We start from the raw sequence: 18736 nt of genomic DNA, 5'->3' as shown, positions 1-18736 counted from the left end.
GTTCCTCGTCGAAATGACATGACAGGTTTGTTACGCCAATATATTTTCCGTCACCTTAGCTATATCGTAGCTGATCTTATTAATAAAACCGAGTTGTTCTTTTAGCAGGCTTTCGTTAGCGGTCGGTTCTTTTGTTTCCCCAATATTTGCGGCTGATTTCTCTGATATGAAGTCGACGGGGGATTCACCTAATTTCCTGTTACTTTCGTTCAGTACGGCTATACTTTTGCGGATAAGCTTTAAATTCTCCGGCTGCGACAGGTGCAGGTTTTTCCCGGTAATGCCCGAGGCAAGGTTAGCGAGGTAGGAGGAAAGGATGTGGTTGAGCACCACGAATTTGTGTATCTCTTTGATCTTTTTCTGTTTGCTTTTGGGTTCCGAGGTCATTCGCTCGAAAGTTGCCGACAGGTTGGCAGATTTTACGTAAACGTCCTTTCGCGCCAGCTTATAATCGGTGACGCTTATTGCTCTCCCGGTTATATTTTCGGCTATCCTGGCCAGGTAGTTCGTATTAGCGCGAACTACATCGCCGAGACTTTGCTGCACCTGGTTAAATTCCCAGGTCGGAAAAATGGCATAAATTGCAATAAATGCAATAACCGAACCGATAACTGTATCGATGATACGTTCTTCGACAAGGCTGATCTGGGTGACCCCTAAAAACTTGAACAGCAAAAGCACATAAGGCGTCATAAAAATAACGGCCACTACATAATTGAGCCGGGTAAAACTATAGGTTCCGATCATCAAAACAATGAAAAGAATAAACTGTACCTCTTTATTCGGAATGAACTTGAGAATCACCAGGCCGATGATACCCCCGCCGATGGTACCGATGAGCCTTTGATAATTGCGTTGTTTGGAAAGGCTGAATCCTGGCTTTAGTATCACAATAATGGTAAGTAATACCCAATAACTGTGATGCCCGAGAAATAACAGCCGCGCCGTAACAAACCCGACCAAGCAGGCCAGCGATACCCTTACTGCATGCCTGAAAGAGGACGAGGAAAGTGAAAAATTATCAAAATATACCTGCGGAGCATAATCCTGCCGGGTTACAAACTTCGAATACTCAACATTCCGTGGTGTCTCTATGAGCCCCTTTGAGGAACGTGAATTGTAATAGCTGAAAATGTTATGTATATTCTCGTTCAGATCGCGCAGGTTAACTAGTATCTTCTTTAATACCAGGCTGCTGGCACCATTCTGCGTTGCAGAAAGCTCGTCGATGCGCCGCTTCAGGTTATCGAGTTCGGCAATAAAATCGTGCGAATGATTATAGCGTTTATTGGCCAGTACCGCGTACCCGATATTTTCCAGCTCGTGCGCCATACGCTGCAGCAGCCGGGCAATTTCCTCAAGGATGCCCGTATCGCCGAATTTTTCTCTTACCTCGCCATAGTCATAGTGTGTCGCCAGTATTTGTTCATAAAGATCGACCAGGTCGACGAATGTCAGCACTAATATCCGGCTTGCGTTGGTCGATTCTTTTACCATCAGCCTGCTTTTGAAAAGTAGTTCGCGCACAGCATCCTGGTGCTGGCTCACCTCTATCTGCTGCGAAACCAGCTTACGGTAGTTATCATCTATATCCATATCAGGCAAGTAGAAATCGGCCTTTACACGCAGAAATCTTACTACATCCATAATGCTTTCGCCCAAAGCCTGCTGTGCCGCGCGGTAGGGCCTGATACTGAAAAATAACAGGCTGAAAAAGGTATACCAGAGTCCCCCTGCCGTAGCTTCCGCGCTGTAAGCCAACACCTCGGAAGGGCTGATAGGTTTTTCGATCATGAAGATCATCATCAGCATAGCACCGGTGCCAATCGCTGCAGCGCGTGTGCCGTAAACGGCCAGCATTGAAAAAATAAAGGTGATAACCGTAATACCAATGCCAAGTGTCACGGCATTAAAGCGGGCAAACCCGGTTGCTATAGCTACCAAAAAAATGCATGCGGTGCTTACCAGCATGGCATTCCGCTTGTACACCAACGGCCCGGGGGTATCAACCACCGAAACGCATAAGGCTCCGAGTGAAAGCGTAATACCAAGATCGAAGCGGTGAACAAAGTAAAACGCCAGCGCGGGTGCGAGGATACCCAGGCACATCCTCAATCCATCAGAAAAATACTGACTGTAAAAAAAGCCCTTTATTTCTCTCAATTGGATATTCATAAAATACGGCGATATTTTGGGTGCAAATTTACAAAAATTAAATCCTGGGTATATATTTTAATAATTATTGCATTAATATTGATTTTATATTATTAAATACTCATTTTTTTATAGGTTTTATCAGTAAAATTATTAAATTCACGCCGATATTCTAAGAAAACCAATACACCACCATTCTGATATTAATTCTATGTCCTCTACTTTAAAACTCAGCAATAAGGAAACCATTTTCAACCAGGAAGTTGTTACCCGTTTTGAGTTGTATAACAGCCTGTTTCAGACCTTGCCTTTTTACCAGGTAAAGGACACCGGGATATTGCTGCCTTTTTTTAGCTCGCATTGCGAAAAGGGAACGGCTCAGCAGTTATCGCCTACAGAGATCATCGAATCTTTTTTTGAAAAGTATGTGCCGGGTATCGATCATCGCGAGCAGATCAATCGTTTGTTTCGCTTTATCCAGTATATTGAGAGACAGGTTGTTTTGTTTGACGCCATAGAAGATTCATCCTTCGGAAAAATAGGTAAGATGGACGACAGCGGGTCGCTAAGCAGCCTTTTACAGCAGGCGGCGCAAAGCGACAAGGCAAGGGATAAGATCGGCAAAAAGTTAGAGGATTTCTCGTTGCGGTTGGTTCTTACAGCTCACCCGACGCAATTTTATCCAGGGTCGGTATTGGGTATCATAACCGACCTGATAGAGGCATTGAAAGTTAATGATCTGAATAATATCGATGCTCTGTTGCAGCAATTGGGCAAAACGCCGTTCTTTAATAAAACATCGCCCACACCGGTGGATGAGGCTACCAGTTTGGTTTGGTTCCTCGAAAATACTTTTTACCACGCGGTAGCAGCTATCCAGGCTAAACTGGAGGAGGAGTTTGATTTTGACAACGGCCACCAGGTGCTGGAGCTTGGTTTTTGGCCGGGCGGCGATAGGGATGGAAATCCAAATGTTCATGCCGAAACAACCGCTTCGGTGGCGGCTCTTTTGAGGCAGATCATTTTCCGCTGTTACTATCGCGATTTCAGGCTGCTGAAGCGACGCATTACGTTCCGCGGAGTTGAAAAAACAATGGCTCGGCTGGAAAAGCTGCTTTATCAGAACGCTTTCAATGCGCAGTCTAATCCAAAAGATTTACAGGGTGAACTGCTTTCGCTGCTCACTTCCATAAAAGATACGCTGGTAACCGATCACCTGGGGCTGTTTGTAGATATAGTCGATCATTTTATCCAGAAGGTAAAATTATTCGGCTGTTACTTTGCTACACTCGACATCAGGCAGGACAGCCGTGTACTGCGCAGCGTGTTTCAGCATTGCATCAAGCAATCGCAGATAAAATCGGGACTGAAAGGCTATGACACGCTTAGCGAAGAAGAAAAACTAACAGCCATACCGTTTAACGAGGCCGATTACCATTGCCCCGATGACGCCGATGACCTGATCAAAGATGCTTTGGATACCATCAGGCTGGTAAAACAGATACAATATTCCAACGGCGAGAAGGCCTGCCAGCGTTTTATCATTAGCAACTGCCAGCGTGCTTCGGATATATTACAATTGATCAACCTGTTTTTGTGGAGCGGTTGGAAGAAAGAATCGCTGACAGTTGATTTTATGCCCTTGTTCGAGACAGTGAACGACCTGACCCATGCTGCGGATGTAATGGAAAGTCTGTACGTTCATCCTTTTTATAAGCAACACCTGAAACGAAGGGGCAACCGCCAAACGATAATGCTTGGCTTTTCGGATAGTACCAAAGACGGTGGCTATTTGATGGCCAATTGGTCGATCTACAAAGCCAAAGTGGAGTTGACGGCACTGGCGCGTAAGTATGGCATCGACCTGGCTTTTTTTGACGGCAGGGGAGGTCCGCCGGCGCGTGGCGGGGGTAAAACGCATCGTTTTTATGCTTCAATGGGCAGTGAAATAGCCAACGAACACATTCAACTGACGATACAAGGGCAGACGGTAAGTTCGCAGTACGGATCTGTTGAGACGGCACGCTTTAACGTAGAACAACTGATCAGTGCGGGCATTACGTCGGCGTTGAATCCTAATGACAACGACCTGCTGACACCGGAAAATAAGGACCTGATATGCGAAATGGCTGATGAAAGCTACAAGCTTTTTATGGGCCTGCGCGAACACCCGAATTTTTTGGAGTACCTGGAGAAATACAGTCCATTGCGACTGCTGTCGAAGATCAACATCAGCAGCCGGCCAACTAAGCGCAATGCCGATTCGGCGCTTAAACTGGAGGACCTGCGTGCCATCAGTTTTGTTACGTCGTGGAGCCAGCTTAAGCAGAATATCCCGGGCTTTTATGGCGTGGGAACCGCTTTGAAAAAGATAAAAGAGGATAATAAATGGGAAGAAGCGAAAGAGCTTTATCACAAATCGGGCTTTTTCAAAACCATGCTGGATAACTGCATGATGTCCATGTCAAAATCGGACTTCAGGGTAACGGGTTACCTGCTTAATGATAAAAAATTCGCGGCATTCTGGCAGCAGCTTAAAGATGAATTTGAACTGACCAAAGCTATGTTGCTTGAATTGACGGACAGCACAGTTTTGATGGAAGAATATCCCGTTGAAAAACGCTCGATCGCCGTTCGCGAACGTATTGTATTGCCGCTGGTTATTGTTCAGCATTATGCTTTACAGTGCATCAACAAAAAGAAGGATGAAGAACTGACCGATATTTACAACAAGCTGGTGATACGCACGGTTTATGGTATTGTAAATGCCGGGCGGAATTTGGCGTAACTTGGTTGAGTGGTTGATTAAGTTGGATTGAGTTGACTAAGTTCGTCAATCGTATATTAAATCATTTTATCCGTTCTTCTAAAACTACCGTTATGGTGTCGCCAGCTTCCTTGCCGATCTGGTTCCGGGTTTCGGTTTTGAATGATAGTTTGTGCGTTCCATCACCTAAAGCCATAAATGAGCTTTGAAACGGATGACCGTCGACTTTGCCGCGTACTTTTACCAATCCCCGTGCGCCGAAGAATGAAACGGATTCGGGCCACACAACATAGGTCCAGCCGCCTTTTGCCGGGCTTTTTTGAAGCGTCGCTGTAAATTCCTTATTCAATTGTTCCATGGCTATTTTGTTTTGAATGATAAACCCTGTCGTTTTAGCGATTCGCGTAATTTGGGCAATGATCCCGGTCCCATGCCGTGTATCTTTAATACTTCCTTTTCGGTAAATGCTGCCAGCTGTAGTGGGGTGGATATGCCATTATTTTCCAGCGCCCGTCGGGCAGGCGCTGAAAGCCCTGAGAAAACGCCCGCCATCGCTTTTCGTTCATTTTCACACATGGGGCAAGTGGGGCAATCGCTGCTTTTATAGTATTGATGGCCTTTGTCGCAGGTTCGTAACGTTTTTTGTGCAGTCATCCTTTAAATTCTTTATCAATCAAAGATAGGGGGCAATGAATAACCCGGTGAGGTATATATGCGACAAAACAAAGGGGAGATCGCATCAAACAAACAAGGCATACCGATGGCAAACCCGCGACCAGGATAATGACGAAAAACTAATTGCTGTAACAATTGTTCCTTATCTACAGCCCCTCCAATAAAAGATAAAATGAAAAAGATAATCTTAGTAATTATGCTGCTGCCTGTTCTTGTGCTGGTACAATCGTGCGACGACCCACTGAAAGCAAACAGGTATGATAACGAAACAGCCGTTGACACCCCTGGCCTCGATTTTATAAAAGCAGCGATAGACGGAAGTAATACTGAAGTTAAGGTGTCGGAAATTGCTGAAAACAAAGCCACAAATCCAAAGGTGGCAGCATTTGCTAAAATGATGGTAAATACTCATACCGCTGCACTCGCAAAGCTGATAAAACTAAAGAATAAGGAACTGGTAAAAGGGCCGTACCATATTAGTCAACCCCATCAAAAAATGATAGACAGCTTGTCCACGTTGTCGGGTGAGCAATTTGACAGAGCTTACATGCGAGTTATGGTAGCAGACCATGAGAAAGCCGTTGAGCTCTTTAAAGAGGGTGAAGAAGACAGGACAAATGCTGTACAAACCTGTGCCAGGGACCTGCTGCCTGAAATAAAAGACAACCTGCATTCGGGCGAAACGATCTTAGCTTCGCTGAAATAAATACCAGGCGACGCAGATTGTAGTAACCAGTTCGTTGCTCACTTTACTTCATCGCCGTGCAGCTCAATTTTGTGCGCGCCATAATTGAAACTATACTCCACATCGGCGTTCAGTTTCTCGCCGTTAAAATGGCAGGTAATGGTTTCTGCGTGAGGGCTTTCGATATAACGGAATTTCAATTGCAATGTTTTATCGCCGCTCCACCCATAGCTGCAATCCACCTTATACGGCTGCAATAACGAAAAATCTTCCCGCGCTCCGGCGGTTAAACCCGGACCCGGCAGTTGCGTTTCTCCGGGCTGCCATTTGCCGCTCGTAAGGTCGAAAGTATAACTGTCAGCGCCCTTTTTCAGGGTGACACGACACATGTTTTTATCGGCCTTAAACGTAATAGAGCTGATATTCAAATCGTTTTTCTCCAACCTAAATGTTTTATTGAGGCTACCGGGATTATTGCTGTTTTGCAGCGGTGGCAATTTCAAAGCTGCCAAATGCTGTTGAAGAGCAGTTTCGGCAGATTTGTTTGCAGGCAATGCCTGCGGATGCATGGCTGGGAGCAGGTATTGCCAAACCAGGTTAAGCTCGTCCTGCATATTTGCAGTTTCGGAAGTGATGGCGATAACGGCATCCTCATCGGGCAGCACGATGATATACTGGCCAAAGGCGCCGTCGGCCCTGAAACCATTGTGGCGGCAGCGCCAAAACTGGTAGCAATAGCCCTGCATCCAGTCGCTGGAGTCCTTTTTGCTTTGCGGCATTCCCGGTGCATTGTCAATTTTGAAAGTTGTCGCCTCTTCTACCCATTCCTCAGGCAATACCTGCTTGCCGTTCCACATTCCTTTTTGCAGGTAAAGCTGCCCCATTTTTGCTAGGTCCTCCGTTTTTAACCGTAGCCCCCAGCCGCCTGTGTTTATACCCTGTTTGTTGATCTCCCAATCCATCCCTTTGATGCCCAGAGGATCGAACAGTCGCGGTTTAAGGTAATCAACTACTTTTTGTCCGGTCACTTTCTGAACGATTGCCGAAAGCGTGAAAGTCGCCATGGAGTTATACAGGAACCTGCTGCCCGGTTTGTTTAATATGGGCGTTGCCAGCATTCCTTTGATCCAGTCATCGGTACTGAACGGTACTTTGCCCGTAGGGTCGGGGTCCTGCCCAACGCTCATGGTCAAAAGGTCTTTTATGGTCAGCTCGGCCAGGTAAGGCTTAACGGTATCGGGCAAGCTGCCGGGGAAGAACGACACTACCTTGTCATTTACGGATATTCTTTTTTCACTCACTGCAAAGCCAATGGCCGTGGATGTAAAGCTTTTGCTGCAGCTATACAAGCTGTGCCTAAGTGTTGGTCCATAGGGGTTCCACCAGCCCCGGGCGACTACTTTACCGTGCCGGAGCATCATGATACTGTGGAACTCGTTTTTGCTGCGCCCCGCTGCTGTCAGGAAACTGTCTATCCCGGCAGAGGAAACGCCCTGTGCCTCAGGCGAGCTGACAGGCAGGCCCTGTTTTTGGGCGAATAGTTGAGCTGTGAAAAATAAACTTAAGCAGGCGGTTAACAGGAACCTTTTAAAGGCGGACAAACGGTTAGCAGACATAGCGGTTGAAGTTGAGGTTATAATGAAAGTGAAAATAATAATTGTTTGTGAAACATCGGTATAACAGGTACTAATAACACGATTTGTCAACCAAACAACTACAAGGTTTTCAAAAATGTGTTTACAAAAATGCCCTCACGTTGCGCCGTATAAATCACTGTAACCGATAAGCAAACAAGCTCAAAAAAATAGAGACATGGAAATTATTAAGATGTTATTCTTCCCGACCCAAACCCCGATACTTAAGGCAGTGGCAGCCCCGGCAAGCAACGGGATGGGAATATTCAAAAGAAGACAAAAAGCTCCTTTTAACCCCAAGATTACATTAGGCGGTTTCAATTACTAAGATAAGTTTAGGTTTTTCATAGGTTGGCGTCATTCGTGCATGCACGGGTGGCGCTTTTTTGTGGCTTTATAATTTTGCGTGTAGTTCGCCTCACCCTAAATACCTCTCCAAGGGAGGGGGATTTGTTAAGCGTTGGGGTTTTGGTAGGGGTAGCAAAGCACCAGGGGGTATAAATACCCAATGAACCAGGTAAAAATACTTCTTTGTTTATTTGCCAATCGTGGTAACTTAGGTTAATATTAGTTAAAACCTTATTTATCATGGACGACAAAAAGAAAGACTTCTGGGATAAGTTGCAGGCTTCTTCCACGTTCCTTATTCCGCTGATAATCGCTGTAGTTGGTTGGCACTTTACCGAACGTTACAATCAAAATCAGTTAGATCTGCAAAACAGAAGCGCTGAAAAGCAAAATGAGATAGAAAATATAAAATTGCAGGTAGCCCAGGCGCAGCTAACAAAAGACCTTATGCAACAATTGACCAGTACCGACCGGACCACGAGCGATATTGCGCTGGCTACACTGGTGTATTCGGCCCCGGCGCTGGGAAAGAATATTGCAGACCTGGTTGCAAAGAAGGGCGGAAGTTCGCAATTGGTTGTTGCCAATATTTATGACGGAAAGCGGGCCGACCTGATCACCCGGTTATTCTCGACCAGTGCGACGACCAGGCTTTCAGCTTATAACGAGATAACTACCAGCTGGCTGAATGATGAGCAACTGCTCGCTGCGCTCATTGCACAGGCCAGGAGCGCGCTAAGTTCCAACGATATGTTGATTGATAAGAACAACGGCGTGTACAATTCACTTGTAGTGTTTAAAAACTACCCGCCAAAAATGCTGATCAAGTGGAAGCCACAGTTGGATAGCCTTGTCGACGCCATACCGTCGGGCAACGGCAAAACCAGGGCGCTTGCAAACGAACTGATGAGTAAGATTAAAGTTTAAGGGCATTTGTTACCATTATAAAATTCTATTTTTATTTTTTGCTTGTTGTAGCGGCCTTATGTCATGTTAAAAAATCAAAGCAAAACCCATGAGAAAAATAATTTCGTTTATGCACATGTCGCTTGACGGCTTTGTAGCAGGACCTAATGGAGAAATGGACTGGATCAACGTTGATGAAGAAATTTTTGACCACGTGGGTAAGCGGGTAAGCGAAAGCGATACTGCATTATACGGACGGGTAACGTACCAGATGATGGAAGATTACTGGCCCACCGCCGGGGACGCGCCCGATGCGGACAAACATGATATCGAACATTCAAAGTGGTATAACGACGCTCACAAAATTGTATTATCAAAAACCATGAAAAATGCAGATCTGGATAATACCACCATTATCAGCGACGACCTTTCGGGCAGAATAAACGAAATAAAACGACAGCCCGGTTCTGACATCCTGCTTTTTGGCAGTCCAACTGCTACTCATTCCCTTAATCAACACGGTTTAATTGACGGTTACTGGTTATTTGTTAATCCGATTATTCTTGGACACGGCATCGCCTTGCTTGCAAATATTAAAGACAAAGTAAAATTAAAGCTATTGATTTCCAGGCAATTTGCCTGCGGGGTAACCGCGCTGGATTATGTGGTAGATGGATAATAACAGCTGCGCTAATAAGGTATTGCCGCTAAAGCCCAGCCAGCATGCCCGCTAAACTCATGGGAGCTATGTGTGTAAAAACTTATTCTGCTTTTACTTTCGTAATTAAGTATATTCCAGAAATAATACAAATGCCGGCATAAATAGGAGTATAGGTTGCTACTACCGGCAAAGTCTGATATCCGATAGCGAATGCCGTGTTAAAAAAGACATTACCTACATTAAAGCTTAGCATTTTTATTCCTAAGAATAGCCCCCAAAATATAAGAATTATACTTAGTAGAAATTTTGTTTTTTCGAGATGCTTCATTGAGAGGTTTGTTTAAAACAAAATAAGTAAAATATTTGCACTACTTCGCTGTCCAAAATCTACGCCTTTGACGATAATGCACGTAGTTTACAACTACAGTACTGCCTTAAAATAACCTCAACTGCGCCTCCACCGGGGGCTTAGCCTTACCGAAAACCGTACGGCCGCCATATTTCCACGAGTCGTTGCGTTCCTGTTCTATTACTTTATCAAAATTGGCATTGGGTATAAAATCCTTTTCAGCCCTTTCGGCAATGGTATGCAGGCGTTTAATGGCCTCGCTTTTTTCGCTGTTGCCCAGTTTGGCTTTGTGGATGGCGGTTTGCAGTACGCCCAATGTTTCGTCGTATACTTTTGTGGGGACAGGGAAGGGGTGACCGTCCTTGCCGCCGTGGGCAAAGGAAAATCGTGCCGGGTCCTTAAAACGGGAAGGCGTACCGTGGATAACCTCGCTTACCAGCGCCAGCGATTGCAGTGTCCGCGGACCAAGTCCTTCCAGTAACAGCAACTCTTCAAAATCCGTCGGCCGTTTTTCATGCGCCAGCCAAAGTACCGCACCCAGGCGCTTCAGGTCGACATCTTTCGACCGGACATCATGATGTGAAGGCATGGTCAGTTTGCTTATCTCGCTGATCATATTTTGTGGATTTTCGCCGGCTATCTGCATTACGCCATCGCGGGAAGGGGCGGCGGTCTTGTCGGTCATATTCAGGATATAACCGGTGTTTTTACCATAGATAGAAGTATGCGGATCGTTCACAAAAGACGCCAGCGCATCCGAATGCCAGTGATAACGGCGCGCGGTTTTGCTATGCGCACTCATGCCTTGCTGCACCACGGCCCATTTACCTTCGTTGCTTACGATAAAGTTATGCGTGTATAACTGGAAACCATCCTGGATAGCCGTATTATCCACCTTGGCGCTCAGTTTGCTGCAGCGCACCAGTTCGTTGCCATTTAAGCCGGTTTTTTCACAGATTTTTAATAATTCATTGGGCGTTTCGCGCGAATGGTTGCCCTTGCCGCCGCAGATATAAATGCCCAGTTCCCTACTGTGCGGGTTGACCGACCTTTTGAGCGCGCCCATTACCGAGGTGGTAATGCCGGACGAATGCCAGTCCATGCCCATCACCGCGCCCAGGCTTTGGAACCAAAAAGGGGCGCTCAGGCGGGTCAGCACTTCGTTCCTGCCATAGTCCATCACTATAGTTTCCACCACCGCTAAGCCCAGCTTTGCCATACGCTCTGCCAGCCATTTGGGCACATAACCATAATGCAGCGGCAGATCAGCACTTCCCGAACGCTTCATGCTAACAAATTTAGCAAAAAGAAAGATACGATTGAAAGATTTTAGTGATTTTTAGGTTGGATTTAGATTGTGGCTGAAATTTGACCTTAAGTTTTTTACGACGTTGACATGAACACTTATTGTATTGTATTTTTGGCCCTGTTACTTCAATGCATCGAAGGCATATTTCGCGTCGCTCCAGAATTCGTCCAGGGCGATAATGCGCGGTTTGAAGAAGGATATGAGTGCAGGCCAGTCGTTTTTATTGAAGATGCTGACATTATGCAGTTTCCGTACGATGCGGCTGACGATTTTGCCGTCTTCGGTCATTTCGTGCAACTGCCATTCCCAATCTTCATTGAGGGTGCCGTGGAGCAGGTTTTTTAATTCGAGGAATTGTTCGAAAAATAACTCCTGTATACCCGGGTCGGGGTGAGCGATCTCTATGGCGATAGAGGCCGAGCGTTTATTAGCCTCCATGCGGAAATAGAGGTATTTAATACCGGTCTTGTAATTTACCCAGTTCACTTTCAAACCTTCCGCCGATAACTGCGGGGATATGTACTGCCCGAAGGTGGTCCAGAAGGCTTGCTTTAGTTGGGATGCTTCGTCCTTAGAGTACAATAATCGTTATTTTACAGTGAACGAATAGGTTAGCTTTTCATCCTGCGAACTGCTGCCCAGCACTAATTTATATTCGCCGGGGTATAAGCGCCAATCATGCTTTTTCATATCCCATTTTTGAAGGTCGGCAACGGGTATCTTAATAGTTGCCAACTGCTCGCCGCCCTGCGGTACCGATACCCGTTTGAAGCCCTTTAGTTCTTTTATGGGCATGCGGTCAATATGGGGATATTCGATGTAAGCCTGTACTACTTCGTCGCCGGTCATTTTTCCGGTGTTTTTTACGTTGATGGCTACTGTAAGTGTGTCTTTTAGCTTGTACTGCTTTGCCGAGGCGGTTTGTGTTTGATAATCAAAAGTTGTATAGCTCATCCCAAATCCAAAGGGGTATTGAACGGGCTTATCGAAATAACGGTAAGTGCGACCCTTCATGGAATAGTCCTGGTAATCGGGAACGTTGTTGATCGACTTATAAAAGGTTAGGGGCAAATGACCTGAAGGGGATGTTTTGCCGAATAGAATATCTGCAAACGCATTGCCACCCTGTTCGCCCGGGTACCAGGCGAAAACTATTGCATCGGCATAGGGCTCGATAGCCGAAACATCGACATCGCTGCCGGCGGTAATAACCGCAATAATGGGTTTCGTTTTCACGCTCTGCCGCAGTGCCTTCATAAATTTGATCTCGCTTTCAGGCAGGCTGAGGTCCTTTTTGTCGCCGCCTGATTTGGATAGGAACGCATCGCCCGCTTCACCCTCTAAAACAGGGGACAGGCCGATAACCGCGATTGTTACGTCGGTATTGCCGGCCGCCCAGGTGCCGCCGAAATGAGTGGTGTCATCGTAATTGGCACCCAGGTCATATTCTATCCTCGTTTCAGGTCCGACAGCCCCGGTGATGCCTTCAACAAAGTTCACAATCTTACTACTTACGCCGTGGTAATTCCCTATCATGGGATCGAGCGCCGCCGCATTGGGTCCAATGATCATCATGCTGGGATATTTAGCTTTATCCAGTGGCAATAGGTTGTTATTGTTTTTCAGTAACACCATACTCTGTTCGGCAACTTTTCGCGACAATGCGACATGGGCCGCATTATGTACACTGTCAGCGCCGTAAGCATGATAGGGTATGCCGCCCGGGTCATCATAAAAGCCCAGTTTGAATTCGGTTTTAAGCAGTTCAGAAAGCCGCAGATCGACTTCCTTTTCGGTCAGTAATCCCTGTTTGATAGCTTTAACAACATCATTCTGCAATACAGTGGAGCAGTCGAGGTTAATACCCGCTTTGATAGCTGCCGCGGCTGTTTCAACGGGACCGGGTAAAGTTTTGTGTGTCGAAAAAACGTCGTCAAGCGCGCCGCAATCGGTAACAACGTGGCCCTTAAAGCCCCATTCATTCCGCAGGATGTCGGTCAAAAGCATTTTGTTAATAGAGTTGGGTACGCCATTTACGCGGTTATAAGCACTCATAACCGATTCGACGTGCGCTCCGCTAACCAAAGCATGAAAAGCATACAGGTACGTTTCGCGTAGGTCCTTTTCATCCACAATGGCGTCAAATTTATCCCGTACGGCTTCCGGTCCGCTGTGCACCGCAAAGTGTTTTGCTGTTGCTGATGTTTTCAAATAACGCGGATCATTACCCTGCAGGCCTTTCACAAAAGCGCTGCCGATGGTGGCCGTAAGGTAAGGATCCTCGCCATAAGTTTCCTGCCCGCGGCCCCAGCGCGGGTCGCGAAAAATATTGATATTGGGCGTCCAGAAGGTAAGGCCCATGTATTGCAAATGACGATCGTGCGCAATAGCCAGGTTATATTTTGCTCTCGCCTCAGTTGAAATAACCGTAGATACCTGCTGAACCAGGTCACTGTTAAAAGTAGCCGCCATGCCTATGGCCTGCGGAAATATCGTTGCTTCACCCGCCCGTGCCACGCCGTGTAACCCTTCGTTCCACCAATTATAGGCCGGTATGCCCAGACGTGGAACGGCTTTGCTGTTATAGCCAAGCAGGGAGGCTTTTTCTTCCAGCGTCAGCCTGGACACCAGGTCTTTTACCCGCTCGTCAAGCGGTTTACTCATGTCTTTATAAATGGGAGTCTGGGCCAGGGCAGCATGACTTAGAAAGCAGATGATCCCTACGGCAATGGCATATTTCAAGCAGTTTTTCATAACAGGATAAACATAAGCAGAAAAATAATATTATCTAAAAATGTTTATCATACAATTAAAATAGAAAACTACTATTTTAGCAACCACAAGTCAACTACCCCACGCATGAAACGAACCCTTTTTACACTGTTAACCTGTTTTGTATTTACACAGGCATTTTGTCAATCCGCACCAAAACCATACGGACCATTGCCGTCAAAGGGCCAGTTGAACTGGCAGGCCATAGGTATGTACTGCATCGTACACTTCGGGCCGGATACCTATACGGATAAGGAGTGGGGCTATGGCGATGAAGACCCTCAGATTTTTAATCCCACCCAGTTTAATGCGATGCAAATAGTAGGCGCCGCAAAGGCGGGCGGTTTTAAGGGTATCATCGTAGTAGCTAAACACCATGATGGTTTTTGCCTTTGGCCAACCAAGACCACTGAACATAATATCTCTAAAAGCCCTTATAAAAATGGCAAAGGTGATATTCTGCGTGAATACCGCGAAGCTTGCGACAAACTTGGCATGCAAATGGGCGTTTATTGCTCGCCCTGGGACAGGAATAGCGCCTTATATGGCAAACCGGAGTATGTGACCGATGTTTACCGCAAACAACTGGAAGAATTATATAGTAACTATGGCCCCTTGTTTATAGTGTGGCACGATGGCGCGAATGGGGGCGATGGGTACTACGGCGGCGCCAAAGAGGTGCGTAAAATTGACCGCTCTACCTATTACGGCTGGGATATAACCTGGGGCATAGCACGGAAATTACAACCGAATGCCGTTATTTTTGGCGATGTGGGCCCGGATGTGCGCTGGGTTGGTAACGAGGAGGGGCATGCCGGCGAAACCAGTTGGGCCACATACACGCCCCATGCACCGGAAGCCGGCAAAAAGCCGGGGAATGGATTTACCAAAGATTCGGAAGGTACCGAAGGGCAGCGCAATGGTGAATATTGGATGCCGGCCGAGTGCGATGTACCGTTCAGGCCGGGATGGTTTTATCATAAGGCACAGGACGGCAAAGCAAAAACAGCGGACTCGCTGATGAACCTTTATTTCAAAAGTGTGGGAAGGGGCGCCTGTCTTGATCTCGGCCTGGAGCCAGATCAACGGGGAATGCTCAACGACGATGACGTAGACAAGCTGAAGGAATTCGGAAATAACTTAAGGAAAACGTTTGCAGTTAACCTGGCGAAAGGCGCAAAACTGAAAGCAAGCAATGTGAGGGGCGGAAACATGGCTAAATTCGGTCCGGCACATTTGCTTGATAATGATCGTTACAGCTATTGGGCAACCGATGACAAAGTAAAAACACCTGAACTTATTCTTGATTTACATAAGTCTAAATTATTCAATGTCATTCGGTTAAGAGAAAATATTAAACTTGGACAACGGATAGATGCGGTAGCCGTTGATGCGTGGCAAAACGGCAAATGGCAGCAAATTGCCTCGGTCACGAGCATTGGCGGAAACCGGCTGATACGTCTCAATGAAAACGTTAAAGCGAGCAAAGTAAGGCTTCGCATCACCAAAGCGCCGGTATGTATCGCGTTAAGCGACTTTGGACTGTACCGGGAGATCAAATTTCCTCCTCCGGTTGTACATTCGCCCTGAAATTGTAAATTATGAAAAACGTTAAGTTCATTATTGCCATCGCGGCGGCTTGTGTTACGGCGCATGGATATGCGCAGCAGGCGCTGTTTGATACCACCGAAAGACCTAAATTGATAGCGAAGCAGTTCAGCTTTACCGAAGGGGCTTCCGTAGATAAAAAAGGCAACGTTTTCTTTACCGACCAGCCCAACAACCAGATTTGGGAATATAGTACAGATGGCAAACTTTCACTCTGGATGGAGAATACGCAACGGTCGAATGGGACTTACTTCGATGCAAAAGGTAACCTTGTCAGCTGTGCCGATGAACATGACAGGCTGGTATCCATAAGTCCGAAAAAGAAGATCACAGTTTTGGTAAATGATTATAACGGCCGCCTGATGAACGGACCAAACGATGTTTGGGTAGCTCCGAACGGCGATATGTATATTACAGACCCATACTATCAACGTGATTGGTGGCAACGTAAAAAACCGGACCTGGAAAGCCAGGATGTCTATTATTTGCCCAAGGGCACACATAGTCCCATTATGGTGGTTAACGATATGAAACAGCCCAATGGAATAGTGGGCACGCCGGATGGTAAATATTTGTATATCGCAGATATAGCCTCAAACAAAACTTATAAATACACTATTCAGCCCGATGGTAAGCTTGCTGATAAACAATTGTTTTGCGAATTGGGTTCTGACGGCATGACGCTGGATGAACAGGGTAATGTATATCTCACAGGAAAAGGTGTGACGATTTTTAATCCATCCGGAGCCCAGGTAGGACACATTGATATTCCCGAGCCCTGGACCGCAAATTTGTGTTTCGCCGGGAAAAAGAAAGACCTGCTTTTTATAACAGCATCAAAGGCCGTTTATATCATGCAGATGAAGGTTAGGGGAGTGGAATGACTATCCAGATTTAAATTATTAAACTGAAATACAGGCAGATGTAATTTTACTCCTATAAATTCTACTAAATAGATAGAATTTATATACATTTGCTTTTGTTAATATAAATTAATGATAGCAGCTATGAACTCATATCGATATCCACAGTTTGACATGTCCGAAATCGCACCCAACCATGAATACACCTTCAGAACAACTTATGCGCTGAAGCCCGTAAAAAAAGGTGACGCAGTTCCTGATTTTACATTGGAGAAAGACAACTTTCGCTGGCAGCAGTTTTTCAATGGCGTGGAAACGCATGGTCCCATCATGCTGCGACAAATGCTGAACAAGCCGCTGGTTATTAGTTTCTATTCAAGTCATTGGCGCGAATATGGCCTTAACCTGTTAAAGCAATTGAATAATATACAACAGGATATAAGAGGGTTTGATGCGAACCTGCTGGTCATCAGCGCTGAGAAGGAGAGAAGGCTTGAGAAACTGGCCTGGGATAACAACATGTCGTTAAGTTTCTATTTCGACGCCCAAAGAGAGGTGGCCGAGCGTTTTGGTGTTTATTCTGAAAGCGACCCGATATGGACCCGGATATCAGGCGTTGATATTAATGTCCCGCTGCTGGCAACTTATGTCATATCGCCTTCGGGTAAAATAATATACGATCATATCGACTGGAATTTCTCAGAAATTTTCCCGTCTAAGGAAATATTAGCTGCCGTGGCGGAACGACTTTAATATAGTGATTTATTAGTTTTTTGGTTTGAACCGGCGGATCGTGACAGCGGTCCGCCAAATTTTAGTCGGGTGACCGAGTGGATAGGTGATGGTCTGCAAAACCTTTTACGGCAGTTCGAATCTGCCCCCGACGTCTCGTTTATCAGGGCGTACTATACTTACCTCTTATATGCTCCTTTAGTTATTGCCCACTTACTACTTTTCGCGTTAACCGGTGTCAATTTTATAGATATTCATATATAAATTCATGCTTAATATTGTTACAAAATCTAATTTGTTTAATATTGCAGTATCTACCCGGTCGCAAGCCTGTTTAGAATGAAACGCTTTGAAAAAATTACTTTGGATAAATAAAAAACAAAGCGGAATAGACATTAGTTAAATCATTGTTATCCTAATTTTGCTATCAATTATTAACAGGTTCATCTCGTAGACACAATCACCAGCCAATTCAAACCACTATCAAATAATTCATGAAAAAAACCGAAGGTTCTCCACTAAAATTTCTTTCCATCGATATAGGTGGATCACACATCAAAGCCACCATTTTGAATGAAAAAGGGGAGTTGAAGATGAGCTATGAAAAAATTGCGACGCCAAAGCCCTCTACGCCCGAAAGCGTGGTAGCTGCTATCAAACAACTGGCCAAATCATTCCCGGGATATGACAGGATCTCGGTCGGTTTTCCGGGCTACGTAAAAAACGGTGTGATAAAAACTGCGCCGAATCTCGGGACCGAATCCTGGAAAGATTTTGATCTCAGCAAGAAACTGGAGGAAGAACTTGGGGCGCCGGCGCGTGTAGTGAACGATGCGGATATGCAGGGCCTTGGCCTGGTAAGCGGCAAGGGGCTCGAGATGGTAGTAACGCTTGGAACAGGTTTCGGGACGGCGCTATTGGTCGACGGGCAATTGATGCCGCACCTCGAGATTTCGCACCACCCAATTTCCAAAGGCAAGGATTATGACGAATATATAGGTGACAAGGCGCTTCAAAAAGAGGGTGTGCAAAAATGGAACCGGCGAATGAAAAAAGTACTTAGCGTAATTAAAACGGTAGTCAATTATGATACTTTGTATATAGGGGGCGGTAATTCAGATAAGTTAAAATTCAAGCTGGATAAGGATATCAAAATAGTATCGAATATCGAAGGAATAAGGGGTGGCGCCAGGCTTTGGCAATCAGACCACCGCCACGACCTGATAACAGCAACACCGGTAGAAGAAGTAAACTAAAGAATAAGACACAACAA

17 protein-coding genes and 1 tRNA gene are annotated in these 18736 nt (G+C 45.8%); 10 read left to right on the top strand and 8 right to left on the bottom strand.

The genetic code is table 11. From position 1 onward, the window contains the following. Positions 1 to 30: 30 nt before the first annotated feature. Entirely contained in the window at positions 31 to 2175 is a 2145-nt protein-coding gene (locus FRZ54_RS18000) for an FUSC family membrane protein (protein ID WP_147033152.1), read from the bottom strand. Between the two features lie 190 nt (positions 2176 to 2365). On the opposite strand from FRZ54_RS18000, the gene FRZ54_RS17995 reads away from it, so the two are divergent. Continuing rightward, on the top strand, positions 2366 to 4942 hold the full coding sequence (locus tag FRZ54_RS17995; protein ID WP_147033150.1) for a phosphoenolpyruvate carboxylase: 2577 nt from the start codon (positions 2366 to 2368) through the stop codon (positions 4940 to 4942). A gap of 61 nt (positions 4943 to 5003) precedes the next feature. On the opposite strand, the gene FRZ54_RS17990 is transcribed toward FRZ54_RS17995, so the two are convergent. Together FRZ54_RS17990 and FRZ54_RS17985 are read right to left on the bottom strand one after the other, a co-directional pair. Continuing rightward, positions 5004 to 5279, bottom strand: a complete 276-nt coding sequence (locus FRZ54_RS17990) for a DUF1905 domain-containing protein (protein WP_147033148.1) — start codon at positions 5277 to 5279, stop codon at positions 5004 to 5006. Between the two features lie 2 nt (positions 5280 to 5281). Then, positions 5282 to 5575, bottom strand: coding sequence for an RNA polymerase alpha subunit C-terminal domain-containing protein (locus FRZ54_RS17985; RefSeq protein ID WP_147033146.1), 294 nt, complete (start codon positions 5573 to 5575; stop codon positions 5282 to 5284). 193 nt (positions 5576 to 5768) lie between these two features. Between FRZ54_RS17985 and FRZ54_RS17980 the strand changes: the two genes are divergently transcribed. Next, a complete protein-coding gene (locus FRZ54_RS17980) occupies positions 5769 to 6302 on the top strand; it encodes a DUF4142 domain-containing protein (RefSeq protein WP_147033144.1) in 534 nt (177 codons plus the stop codon). Positions 6303 to 6340: 38 nt separating this feature from the next. On the opposite strand, the gene FRZ54_RS17975 is transcribed toward FRZ54_RS17980, so the two are convergent. Then, positions 6341 to 7897, bottom strand: coding sequence for a serine hydrolase domain-containing protein (locus FRZ54_RS17975; RefSeq protein WP_147033142.1), 1557 nt, complete (start codon positions 7895 to 7897; stop codon positions 6341 to 6343). A gap of 196 nt (positions 7898 to 8093) precedes the next feature. Between FRZ54_RS17975 and FRZ54_RS24525 the strand changes: the two genes are divergently transcribed. The 3 genes from FRZ54_RS24525 to FRZ54_RS17965 all read left to right on the top strand — a co-directional run bounded on the left by FRZ54_RS24525 (position 8094) and on the right by FRZ54_RS17965 (position 9848). Then, positions 8094 to 8243, top strand: coding sequence for a hypothetical protein (locus FRZ54_RS24525; protein WP_187359660.1), 150 nt, complete (start codon positions 8094 to 8096; stop codon positions 8241 to 8243). A gap of 260 nt (positions 8244 to 8503) precedes the next feature. Further along, positions 8504 to 9190 (top strand): hypothetical protein, encoded by a 687-nt coding sequence (locus FRZ54_RS17970; protein ID WP_147033140.1) that lies wholly within the window; start codon positions 8504 to 8506, stop codon positions 9188 to 9190. Positions 9191 to 9278: 88 nt separating this feature from the next. Next, positions 9279 to 9848, top strand: a complete 570-nt coding sequence (locus tag FRZ54_RS17965) for a dihydrofolate reductase family protein (RefSeq protein ID WP_147033138.1) — start codon at positions 9279 to 9281, stop codon at positions 9846 to 9848. A gap of 82 nt (positions 9849 to 9930) precedes the next feature. Here the strand turns inward: FRZ54_RS17965 and FRZ54_RS17960 are convergent, their stop codons facing one another. The 4 genes from FRZ54_RS17960 to FRZ54_RS17945 form a co-directional block, all read right to left on the bottom strand. After that, entirely contained in the window at positions 9931 to 10158 is a 228-nt protein-coding gene (locus FRZ54_RS17960; protein ID WP_147033136.1) for a hypothetical protein, read from the bottom strand. 106 nt (positions 10159 to 10264) lie between these two features. Further along, positions 10265 to 11467 carry a DUF763 domain-containing protein gene (locus FRZ54_RS17955; RefSeq protein ID WP_147033134.1) on the bottom strand — a complete coding sequence of 401 codons (1203 nt, stop codon included), beginning with the start codon at positions 11465 to 11467 and terminating at the stop codon, positions 10265 to 10267. Between the two features lie 141 nt (positions 11468 to 11608). Next, positions 11609 to 12070: a DUF4268 domain-containing protein gene (locus FRZ54_RS17950; protein ID WP_147033133.1), complete on the bottom strand. Its 462-nt coding sequence runs from the start codon at positions 12068 to 12070 to the stop codon at positions 11609 to 11611. Between the two features lie 6 nt (positions 12071 to 12076). After that, positions 12077 to 14242 carry a glycoside hydrolase family 3 protein gene (locus tag FRZ54_RS17945; RefSeq protein WP_147033131.1) on the bottom strand — a complete coding sequence of 722 codons (2166 nt, stop codon included), beginning with the start codon at positions 14240 to 14242 and terminating at the stop codon, positions 12077 to 12079. A 105-nt stretch (positions 14243 to 14347) separates the two neighbouring features. Between FRZ54_RS17945 and FRZ54_RS17940 the strand changes: the two genes are divergently transcribed. The 5 genes from FRZ54_RS17940 (at position 14348) to FRZ54_RS17925 (ending at position 18719) form a co-directional block, all read left to right on the top strand. Next, positions 14348 to 15850: an alpha-L-fucosidase gene (locus FRZ54_RS17940; protein WP_147033129.1), complete on the top strand. Its 1503-nt coding sequence runs from the start codon at positions 14348 to 14350 to the stop codon at positions 15848 to 15850. An 11-nt stretch (positions 15851 to 15861) separates the two neighbouring features. Beyond that, the gene (locus FRZ54_RS17935) at positions 15862 to 16752 is read left to right on the top strand and encodes an SMP-30/gluconolactonase/LRE family protein (RefSeq protein WP_147033127.1); all 891 of its coding nucleotides are present in this window, start codon (positions 15862 to 15864) and stop codon (positions 16750 to 16752) included. Between the two features lie 153 nt (positions 16753 to 16905). Continuing rightward, positions 16906 to 17484, top strand: coding sequence for a redoxin domain-containing protein (locus FRZ54_RS17930; RefSeq protein WP_187359659.1), 579 nt, complete (start codon positions 16906 to 16908; stop codon positions 17482 to 17484). A 63-nt stretch (positions 17485 to 17547) separates the two neighbouring features. Beyond that, positions 17548 to 17618, top strand: a tRNA-Cys gene (locus FRZ54_RS24290). 339 nt (positions 17619 to 17957) lie between these two features. Continuing rightward, positions 17958 to 18719: an ROK family protein gene (locus FRZ54_RS17925; RefSeq protein ID WP_147033122.1), complete on the top strand. Its 762-nt coding sequence runs from the start codon at positions 17958 to 17960 to the stop codon at positions 18717 to 18719. Positions 18720 to 18736 lie beyond the last annotated feature (17 nt).

It is taken from the genome of Mucilaginibacter ginsenosidivorans (assembly GCF_007971025.1).
Classification (GTDB): domain Bacteria; phylum Bacteroidota; class Bacteroidia; order Sphingobacteriales; family Sphingobacteriaceae; genus Mucilaginibacter; species Mucilaginibacter ginsenosidivorans.
This window is presented reverse-complemented; position numbering and strand designations above follow the sequence as displayed.

What these genes read in the sequence shown, in the direction of transcription:
- FRZ54_RS18000 (WP_147033152.1), bottom strand. Translation starts at nt 2,175, where the DNA reads ATGAATATCCAATTGAGAGAAATAAAGGGCTTTTTTTACAGTCAGTAT.
- FRZ54_RS17995 (WP_147033150.1), top strand. Translation starts at nt 2,366, where the DNA reads ATGTCCTCTACTTTAAAACTCAGCAATAAGGAAACCATTTTCAACCAG.
- FRZ54_RS17990 (WP_147033148.1), bottom strand. Translation starts at nt 5,279, where the DNA reads ATGGAACAATTGAATAAGGAATTTACAGCGACGCTTCAAAAAAGCCCG.
- FRZ54_RS17985 (WP_147033146.1), bottom strand. Translation starts at nt 5,575, where the DNA reads ATGACTGCACAAAAAACGTTACGAACCTGCGACAAAGGCCATCAATAC.
- FRZ54_RS17980 (WP_147033144.1), top strand. Translation starts at nt 5,769, where the DNA reads ATGAAAAAGATAATCTTAGTAATTATGCTGCTGCCTGTTCTTGTGCTG.
- FRZ54_RS17975 (WP_147033142.1), bottom strand. Translation starts at nt 7,897, where the DNA reads ATGTCTGCTAACCGTTTGTCCGCCTTTAAAAGGTTCCTGTTAACCGCC.
- FRZ54_RS24525 (WP_187359660.1), top strand. Translation starts at nt 8,094, where the DNA reads ATGGAAATTATTAAGATGTTATTCTTCCCGACCCAAACCCCGATACTT.
- FRZ54_RS17970 (WP_147033140.1), top strand. Translation starts at nt 8,504, where the DNA reads ATGGACGACAAAAAGAAAGACTTCTGGGATAAGTTGCAGGCTTCTTCC.
- FRZ54_RS17965 (WP_147033138.1), top strand. Translation starts at nt 9,279, where the DNA reads ATGAGAAAAATAATTTCGTTTATGCACATGTCGCTTGACGGCTTTGTA.
- FRZ54_RS17960 (WP_147033136.1), bottom strand. Translation starts at nt 10,158, where the DNA reads ATGAAGCATCTCGAAAAAACAAAATTTCTACTAAGTATAATTCTTATA.
- FRZ54_RS17955 (WP_147033134.1), bottom strand. Translation starts at nt 11,467, where the DNA reads ATGAAGCGTTCGGGAAGTGCTGATCTGCCGCTGCATTATGGTTATGTG.
- FRZ54_RS17945 (WP_147033131.1), bottom strand. Translation starts at nt 14,242, where the DNA reads ATGAAAAACTGCTTGAAATATGCCATTGCCGTAGGGATCATCTGCTTT.
- FRZ54_RS17940 (WP_147033129.1), top strand. Translation starts at nt 14,348, where the DNA reads ATGAAACGAACCCTTTTTACACTGTTAACCTGTTTTGTATTTACACAG.
- FRZ54_RS17935 (WP_147033127.1), top strand. Translation starts at nt 15,862, where the DNA reads ATGAAAAACGTTAAGTTCATTATTGCCATCGCGGCGGCTTGTGTTACG.
- FRZ54_RS17930 (WP_187359659.1), top strand. Translation starts at nt 16,906, where the DNA reads ATGTCCGAAATCGCACCCAACCATGAATACACCTTCAGAACAACTTAT.
- FRZ54_RS17925 (WP_147033122.1), top strand. Translation starts at nt 17,958, where the DNA reads ATGAAAAAAACCGAAGGTTCTCCACTAAAATTTCTTTCCATCGATATA.